At 63.5% G+C, this 8,444-nt stretch carries 8 protein-coding genes; 5 read left to right on the forward strand and 3 right to left on the reverse strand.

Going from position 1 to position 8,444, the window contains the following annotated elements:
- Positions 1-97: 97 nt before the first annotated feature.
- Positions 98-955, reverse strand: a complete 858-nt coding sequence (locus tag GJB56_RS09190) for a mycofactocin-coupled SDR family oxidoreductase (protein ID WP_019748684.1) — start codon at positions 953-955, stop codon at positions 98-100.
- A gap of 243 nt (positions 956-1,198) precedes the next feature.
- Between GJB56_RS09190 and GJB56_RS09195 the strand changes: the two genes are divergently transcribed.
- The 5 genes from GJB56_RS09195 (at position 1,199) to GJB56_RS09215 (ending at position 6,428) form a co-directional block, all read left to right on the forward strand.
- Positions 1,199-2,665: an aldehyde dehydrogenase gene (locus tag GJB56_RS09195; protein WP_113684207.1), complete on the forward strand. Its 1,467-nt coding sequence runs from the start codon at positions 1,199-1,201 to the stop codon at positions 2,663-2,665.
- 60 nt (positions 2,666-2,725) lie between these two features.
- Complete coding sequence (locus tag GJB56_RS09200; protein WP_113684208.1) at positions 2,726-3,475, forward strand: SDR family oxidoreductase; 750 nt, start codon at positions 2,726-2,728, stop codon at positions 3,473-3,475.
- Positions 3,472-4,416 carry an NAD(P)-dependent oxidoreductase gene (locus tag GJB56_RS09205; protein WP_113684209.1) on the forward strand — a complete coding sequence of 315 codons (945 nt, stop codon included), beginning with the start codon at positions 3,472-3,474 and terminating at the stop codon, positions 4,414-4,416. Before GJB56_RS09200 ends, GJB56_RS09205 begins: the two co-directional genes overlap by 4 nt.
- Positions 4,413-4,874 (forward strand): carboxymuconolactone decarboxylase family protein, encoded by a 462-nt coding sequence (locus GJB56_RS09210; protein ID WP_003944075.1) that lies wholly within the window; start codon positions 4,413-4,415, stop codon positions 4,872-4,874. The genes GJB56_RS09205 and GJB56_RS09210 overlap by 4 nt, the downstream gene beginning before the upstream one ends.
- Positions 4,875-4,961: 87 nt before the next feature.
- Positions 4,962-6,428, forward strand: coding sequence for an FAD-dependent oxidoreductase (locus GJB56_RS09215; RefSeq protein WP_020907950.1), 1,467 nt, complete (start codon positions 4,962-4,964; stop codon positions 6,426-6,428).
- 10 nt (positions 6,429-6,438) lie between these two features.
- Here the strand turns inward: GJB56_RS09215 and GJB56_RS09220 are convergent, their stop codons facing one another.
- Together GJB56_RS09220 and GJB56_RS09225 are read right to left on the reverse strand one after the other, a co-directional pair.
- A complete protein-coding gene (locus GJB56_RS09220; RefSeq protein WP_113684210.1) occupies positions 6,439-7,275 on the reverse strand; it encodes a helix-turn-helix domain-containing GNAT family N-acetyltransferase in 837 nt (278 codons plus the stop codon).
- 102 nt (positions 7,276-7,377) lie between these two features.
- Positions 7,378-8,400 carry an alpha/beta hydrolase gene (locus GJB56_RS09225; RefSeq protein WP_113684211.1) on the reverse strand — a complete coding sequence of 341 codons (1,023 nt, stop codon included), beginning with the start codon at positions 8,398-8,400 and terminating at the stop codon, positions 7,378-7,380.
- Between the last annotated feature and the right edge of the window lie 44 nt (positions 8,401-8,444).

Below are 8,444 nucleotides of genomic sequence, written 5' to 3' on the forward strand. Positions count from 1 at the left end.
GTGTCTGGACGTTACTACAGCACCCTGTCCAGGGCAACGAAATGGGGAAACTTCGAAAATTCACCACTCACAGGCAGCCACGAAGCGAAAAGTTCTACTACAGACCGATCTTCATCCCGGCACCAGCGTCCACGCGCAGTTGCTGGCCGGTGACGAATCGCGACTCGTCCGAGGACAGGTACACGACCGCATGCGAGATGTCCGCGGGCTCGACCCACGGGGTCGGCATCGCCTGCATGAACGGGAACGTCACTGCCGCATCCTCGGCGGTCGGATTCTCGAGGTCGGGACGGAACGTGCGGTACATCGGCATGCTCTGCAACATGTCGGTGTTCACGTTGGTCGGATGAATCGCGTTGACGCGAATGGAACTCGGCCCGAGAGTCAGTGCCAACGAACTGGTATATGCCTGAATCAGCTTCTTGGCCAGTCCGTATCCGTCGCCACCCGGACCCTGGAGCGCCTGCTGCCCGTTGAATCCGGTCTGTGGCACCAGACCGGCAACAGAGCCGATCGCGATGATCGAACCCCCTTCGCCGAGGTATTCCATCGACGCGTGCACTGTATTGACGACACCGAGAAAGTTCACATCGAACGCGTCGACGAAACCGGCAGTCGACACGTGCTTGCCGAGCGGACAGATACCGGCGTTCGCCACGACGACATGCAATCCGCCCAACTGACCTACCGCCTCGGCAAGTGCCGTTTCGAGTCCGGCGCGATCGCGGACGTCGACACGTGCCGTCACCACCTGCTGTCCGGTCTCTTTCACCAGTCGAGCCGTTTCCTCGAGATCGGCAGGACTGGCGAGCGGGTATTCGTTGCTGGCGATGTCTGCGCACAGATCGAAGGCGATGATGTGCGCGCCCTCCCGTGCGAGATGAACGGCATGACTGCGCCCCTGACCTCGAGCAGCACCGGTCACCAGCACCACTTTTCCGTCAACTCTGTTCATTTCGACCTCTCTCCCGTGTACGTGAAGGCGTGTATGTCAAGGCGTGCATGTGAAAGCGTGGATGTGAAGGCGTGGTTGTGAATGTGCGGTGAACCGTAGCCGCGCCGCCCCGGACACGAGGCGCTTTTCACCGAAGCAGATCCCGAGACGCTCTCGAAATCTCTTATGCCCCAGAAACCATTGCCTCAACCACGAGTGTGAACTAGAGTCCAGACACATGTCCAGAAAGAGAGGGTTCGCGTTATGACGCTTCGACCCGCAGACAGTTCTGCACTTCTCGTCGACGGAAAGCTGGTTCCCGGATCGGGTGGAACCTTCGAAGTTTTCAACCCGGCCACCGAGGAACTGATCGGCCGTGCGGCCGAAGGCACCACCGTGGACATGGATGCGGCCATTGCCGCTGCGCGCCGTGCGTTCGACGAGACCGAATGGGCACGCGATCACGGGTTTCGCGCTCGCTGCCTGCGCCAACTGTGCGACGCACTCCAGTCCCACATCGAGGAGTTGCGTGAGATCACCGTCGCCGAGGTCGGCGCACCCGTCATGCTGACGAGCGGTCCGCAACTCGAAGGCCCGATCGAAGATCTTCGCTACTGGGCTGACCTGATCGAAACCTATTCGTGGGAACAAGATCTCGGGCACGCGTCACCCATGGGGATTCCGACCCATCGCCGCGTGCTCAAGGAAGCGGTCGGCGTCGTCGGCGCAATCACACCGTGGAACTTCCCGCACCAGATCAATTTCGCCAAACTCGGCCCCGCCCTCGCGGCCGGCAACACCATCGTTCTCAAACCCGCGCCGGACACGCCCTGGTGCGCCGCGCTGGTCGCCAAGGTGATTGCAGAAGAAACCGAGATCCCGGCGGGCGTCGTCAACGTGGTGACGTCGACAGATCACTCTCTCGGCGCGCAGCTGTGCAGCGATCCGCGCGTCGATCTCGTGTCTTTCACCGGTTCCACCGCCACCGGACGCACGGTGATGGCCACGGCCGCGCAAACCCTCAAGAAGGTCTTCCTCGAACTCGGGGGCAAGTCCGCATTCATCGTCCTCGACGACGCGGACATCAAGGGTGCATGCTCGGTTGCCGCGTTCTCCGTGTGCGTTCATGCCGGTCAGGGATGCGCACTCAGTACCAGACTTCTTGTGCCGCGCGCTCGGTACGAAGATGCTCTGGCAGCGGCCTCCGCCGCGATGGCGGGTATCCGAGCCGGTGACCCCAGCGCGCGCGGAACGGTGTGTGGTCCGGTCATCTCCGCGCGCCAGCGCGCCAGGGTGGAGAGCTACCTCGCCCTCGCGGTCGAAGAGGGCGGCACGATCGTGACGGGTGGAGGCCGACCCGACGATCACCAGAGCGGCTTCTTCGTCGAACCCACTCTCATTGCCGGGCTGGACAACTCGTCTCGCGTAGCGCAGGAGGAGATTTTCGGGCCCGTTCTCGTGATCATTCCGTACGACAACGACGACGACGCTATCCGGATTGCCAACGATTCCCCCTACGGCCTGTCCGGGTCGGTGTGGGGCTCCGATCCCGATCGCGTCGCGCACGTCGTTGCCGGTGTCAGAACCGGAACGCTGAGCGTCAACGGCGGCGTCTGGTATTCGGCCGACGCACCGTTCGGCGGCTACAAACAATCCGGGATCGGCCGCGAAATGGGCCTCGCCGGTTTCGAGGAATACCTCGAAACCAAGCTCGTCGCTTCACCTTCCTGACATTCCACACCCTCACCCCACACCCTCACCACAGAATCATCACCACGAAAGTAGGTCGACATGGGACGTTTCGACGGTCGCACCGCGATAGTCACCGGAGCAGCGCAGGGTATCGGAGAGGCATATGCCCGCGCTCTGGCCGTGGAGGGGGCCAACGTGGTCGTGGCGGACCTCAATCGCGAACTCGGTGAAGCTGTCGCCAAGCAGATCACGGCGGACGGTGGAAGTGCCGTGTTCAAGGACGTCGACGTCGCCGACGGGGAGTCGACTGCGGCACTTGCCGACTTCACGATCGAGCAGTTCGGCAGCATCGAGCATCTGGTGAACAACGCTGCCATCTACGGCGGAATGAAGATCGATTCCCTGTTGACGGTGGACTGGGACTACTACCGAAAGTTCATGAGCGTCAACATGGACGGCGCCTTGCACGTGTGCCGGGCGGTCGTACCTCATATGCGCGCGAAGGGCGGTTCGATCGTCAACCAGTCCTCCACAGCAGCCTGGCTGTACTCGAATTACTACGGACTCGCGAAAGCCGGCGTCAACAGCCTGACACAACAACTCGCGACCGAACTCGGCTGGTCGAACATCCGGATCAACGCCATCGCTCCCGGTCCCATCGACACGGAGGCGACTCGAACCGTCACCCCCGGCAACATCGTCAAGGACATGGTAAAGCGAATCCCGTTGCAGCGCATGGGAACGCCGGAGGATCTCGTCGGCATGTGCCTGTTCCTTCTCTCCGACGACGCAGGCTGGGTGACCGGGCAGATCTTCAACGTCGACGGAGGCCAGGTGTACCGGTCATGACGGAATCGGCGCCGAAAGCCAGCGCTTCGAAAACCAGACTGGGATACATCGGCCTAGGCAACATGGGCGCGCCGATGGCGCAGCGCCTCCTGGACTGGCCGGGCGGACTGGTGGTGTGTGATGCCCGCGCAGAAGCGCTCGAACCGTTCACCACTGCGGGCGCGAGCGCAGCATCGACGCCCGCCGACGTTGCAGCGCAGGCGAGCATCATCTCCGTCACGGTGCTCGACGACGCGCAGGTACGCGAGGTTGTGTACGGGCCGCACGGGATCCTGTCGACCGCACAGCCAGGCACTGTCGTCGCGATTCACTCCACTATCTCGGACTCCACGGCGGTGGAACTCGCTGACATCTGTCACCAGCGTGGTGTTCTGCTGGTCGACGCGCCGATCAGTGGCGGTGCCGGCGGCGCAGCGCAGGGCAGGCTGGCAGTGATGATCGGCGGCTCCGACGAGGCGTTCGAAGCCGTCCGCGAGCCCTTCGGATCCTGGGCCGAGCTGGTGGTTCACGCCGGTGACGTCGGCGCGGGAACGCGAATGAAGCTCGCACGCAACCTTCTTCACTTCGTCTCGTTCACCGCCACGACCGAGGCCGCGCGACTCGCCGAAGCAGCAGGACTCGATCTCCGCACGCTCGGAAAGGTCGTCAGGCACACCGATGCGATCACTGGTGGCGCGGGCGCGATCATGCTCCGCGACACCACCGCACCGGTCTCGGAGGACGACCCGTGGTTCTCGATACTGCGGCATGTTCGCAATCTCGGGGAGAAGGACTTGGCCTTGGCCATCGACCTCGGTGATCGGCTGAATCTCGACCTGCCGCTCGCGCACCTTGCGCTCGCCGGACTCGGTGCCGGTCTGGGCGTCGGGAATGACAGCGAAGACAGGCCGGCCGAACCTTCAACGGCATCTTCGGCATCTACTACTCGGGAGCACGCATGACCGACACCACTCACATGACCGATGCCGGTGGAACCGACGAAAGCCGCATCTCCGAGGCCCGCGCTCGTGGCGTCGCGAAGATGAACGAGGTGTACGGCTGGGAGCTTCCCGCCGACGTTCCCGGCGACTTCTTCGCGGTCACCGCCGACCACCTCTTTGCCGACATCTGGACGCGACCGGGACTGTCGGTGCGTGACCGACGACTACTCCTGATCGGCGCCATCACCGCCCAGGGGCAGAACGATGTGGCAAAGATCCAGATCAACGCTGCTCTCCACAACGAGGAGTTGACCGAGCAGCAGTTCGAAGAGGCCGCGATCTTCCTGTGCCACTACGTCGGCTGGCCGCTGGCCACCGGACTCAACAATGCGCTGATCGCCGTGAAGGCCGACAGACGTAAAGCCGCGCGCGCCAAGGAGAAGGCCGCGGCCGATTCCGCGAAAACGGACACCGACTGACTTTCGGTCGAGATACTGCCATCAGGGCATCAATCACACCCACCGATTCCCCCACCAACCAACCAGAAGAACGAAGGATCCGAATCCATGGCCGAGGCCAGCTCAATCCGTCCGCAGTCCGCCGCAAGCATCGAGCAGTGGGACTTCGAGGCTGACGTCGTCGTCGCCGGCTACGGCATTGCCGGAGTGAGTGCTTCGATCGAGGCCGCGCGAGCGGGCGCCGACGTGTTGGTGCTCGAGCGCACGAGCGGCTGGGGCGGCGCTGCGGCGCTGGCAGGCGGATTCATCTATCTGGGCGGCGGGACCCCGTTGCAGCAGGCACTCGGGTTCGAGGACTCCCCCGCCAACATGAAATCGTTCATGATGGCCGCACTCGGGCCCGGCGCCGACGAGGAGAAGATCACCGACTACTGCGAAGGCAGTGTCGAGCACTACAACTGGCTCGTCGACAACGGTGTGCCGTTCAAGGAGAGTTTCTACGGCCAACCCGGCTGGGAAACACCCTTCGACGACGGACTCATGTATTCCGGCGGCGAGAACTCGGCACCGTTCAACACGATCGCGACACCGGCCCCTCGCGGGCACGTGCCGCAGATGAGCGGCAAGCGCACCGGGGAGAAGGGCGGTGGTTTCATGTTGATGAAGCCACTGATCGAGACGGCCGAAAGCCTCGGCGTACGAGCAGAATACGACATGCGAGTCCAGCGCCTGGTCGTCGACGGAGATCGAGTAGTCGGCATCATCGCCAAGCAGTACGGCAAGGAAGTGGCAGTTCGAGCACGCACGGGTGTCGTACTGGCGACGGGAAGCTTCGCCTACAACGAAGCGATGATCCAGTCGTACGCCCCACGGCTGATCGGGCGCCCCGGTGCGGCTATCGAAGAGCACGACGGCAAGGCCATCCAGATGGCGCAGGCACTCGGGGCCGACCTCGCACACATGGACGCAACCGAGGTCGCATTCTTCGGCGACCCCCAGTTGATGATCCGCGGCATCCTGGTCAACGGACGCGGCCAGCGCTACGTCAACGAAGACACGTACCCGGGAAGAATCGGCCAGGAGACGCTGCTGCGCAACGAGAATCAGGCCTACCTGATCATCGACGAAGCTTCCTACGAAGAGGGCTGCGCCGCCGACAGTTCCACACCGTTCTTCAGATTCCAGCCCAAGTGGGTGGCCGAGACCGTCGAGGAACTCGAATCCGACATGGGCCTGCCGGAAGGCACCCTTCAGTCGACCGTCGAGGTCTACAACCGGCACGCCGCCCGTGGTGAAGACCCGGTACTCGGTAAGAAGAAGGAGTGGGTCAAGCCGATCGGCTCACCCGTCGCTGCGCTCGATCTTCGCAATTTCACCGCCGGATTCACGCTCGGCGGCCTGCGCACGTCGATCAACTCGGAGGTCATCCACGTCTCCGGCGAACCGATCCCGGGTTTGTTTGCCGCTGGACGCTGCACCGCCGGCGTCTGCGCCGGTGGATACGCCTCCGGAACGTCCCTCGGTGACGGCAGCTTCTACGGGCGACGCGCGGGAATCAGCGCTGCCAAGGGCTGAGCGTCTCTTCTCAAATGTCAGCGTCCTCAATGTCAGCGTCCTCGCTGCGACGTTCGAGGAACAACGTGTCACGCCACCTGCCACCGAGTTGAGCGATACGCGAGCGAGTGCCGACGATTCGGAATCCGACGGCCTGATGCAAGGCGACACTCGCCCGGTTCTCCGGGAAGATCGACGACTGCACCGTCCATATCTCACTGGCGTCGGCGGCTTGCACCTGTCGGCGAAGCAGCAGCTTGCCCACGCCGCGCCCGCGAGCGCCGCTACTGATGTAGATGGAGTTCTCGGCGACCCCGCGGTAGCAATCACGCGAGGACACCGGGCTCAGGCTCGCCCAGCCTTCGACTCGGCCGTCGATCTCGGCGACCCATCGATGATCGGGCAACCATTGCGCGTCGAGCTTCTCGGCTGACGGCACCGACGTGGTGAACGTCGCGGTTCCGGTGTCGATTCCTTCGCGGTAGATCGAGCGCACGGCATCCCAGTCGCCGGATTCCATGCGGCGAAGCACCACATCGTCGGGAAGAACTCCCAGTGTGTCTTCGACCGGGCCACGCGCAGCCACGACGGCGGCCGCTGCCATCAGATCGGAGTATGCCGTTCCGGCAACACTGACAACCGAAGTGCCTTCACGCACCGAAGCCTCGACAAAACCGACCTCGATCAAGGCCTCGAGGTGAGCACTCAGCGCCGACGGCGCGAGTGATGCGGCGTGTGCAATCGTGTCGACGTCGATCGGACCGCCGGCAGCGAGTCGGAGCACTCGCAGCCGCGTCGGATCACCAAGGCACGCAAACCTGCGCGCAAGTACATCGGTGTCGAGGGGCGCGAGTGCTTCTGAACTCATGTGGCGACTATAACGCCGCTGACCTGCAGTTCGGTCGGCTAGGTGGGGCGAGCGGGCCCCGAAGTGAGAAACAACTCAGCCGCCGATCCTCGGGTTCACCGGCTAACGCGCACCGATCGACTCGGCAATCATCGACCACGAGTTGTGAAGATCGTCCTGCCAATAACCCCAGGAGTGAGTGCCGGTTGCCCGGAAATCATAGGTGGCCGGGATGCCCAGGGAGTCGAGCCGCTCGGCCAAACGCTGGGTGCACTGGTTCGTCCCGGCCTCGATGACTCCACCCACGATCACCTGGTTCGCCAGAACGCCGAGGTCGCCGTTGACCATCGGTCCGCCCAGATTCTCGTGTGGGCCGGGCAGGCCCGATCCATTGCTGATGTAGAGGTCGACGCCCCGCAATCTCTCGGCGTTGACCACAGGATCGTTGGCTACCCAGCCCGGACCGCCGGGAGGACCCCACATGTTGTCCACGTTGCCGCCGCGGAATCCGACGACGAATCTCACGTAGTCCTGACCGGGTTGAGTACTCGTCTCGGCGCACCCGCTGAAAGCACCGACGGCACGGTAAACGGATGGCGCCGCCTCGGCCAGGCTCAGAACCGAGGTACCTGCCATCGACAGGCCGGCGACGGCATTCACACCCGTAGTCCCGAGCGTGGCATCGACGATCGGTGGCAACTCCTCGGTGAGGAACGTGGTCCACTTGTTCAGCCCGAGAACAGGATCGGGCTTCTCCCAGTCGGTGTAGTAGCTGTAGGCACCGCCGATCGGGTTGACGACGTTGACGTTCTTGTCGCCGAAGAAGTCGACGACGTCTGTGCGTGTCTGCCACGTCGCCGTGTCCTCGCCTCCGCCCGCGCCGTTGAGCAGGTAGAGAGTCGGCCGGGGCGCACTCGTGTCTGCCGGCCGAATCACCTCGAGTGGGATCACCTTGTCCATTGCAGCGGAGTAGACGTACATCGTCAGCTGACGGGCGTTGATTTCCTCGACGTGATCGAGAGCTGAACTGTCTGGAGGGGATGTTCGCGCCTGATCAGCCGAGGCAAGCGCCGCTTCACCGAACAATCCCGTCCATGCGACGAGGGCGACGACCAGCATCGCCCGAGTACGTCCGATCCTTCTCATTGCCGCTCCTCGTGCTCGATTGCGGTGCCCGGCAACAGCTCGGT

The sequence above is a fragment of the Rhodococcus sp. AQ5-07 genome (genome assembly GCF_009707305.1).
Taxonomy (GTDB): domain Bacteria; phylum Actinomycetota; class Actinomycetes; order Mycobacteriales; family Mycobacteriaceae; genus Rhodococcus_F; species Rhodococcus_F erythropolis.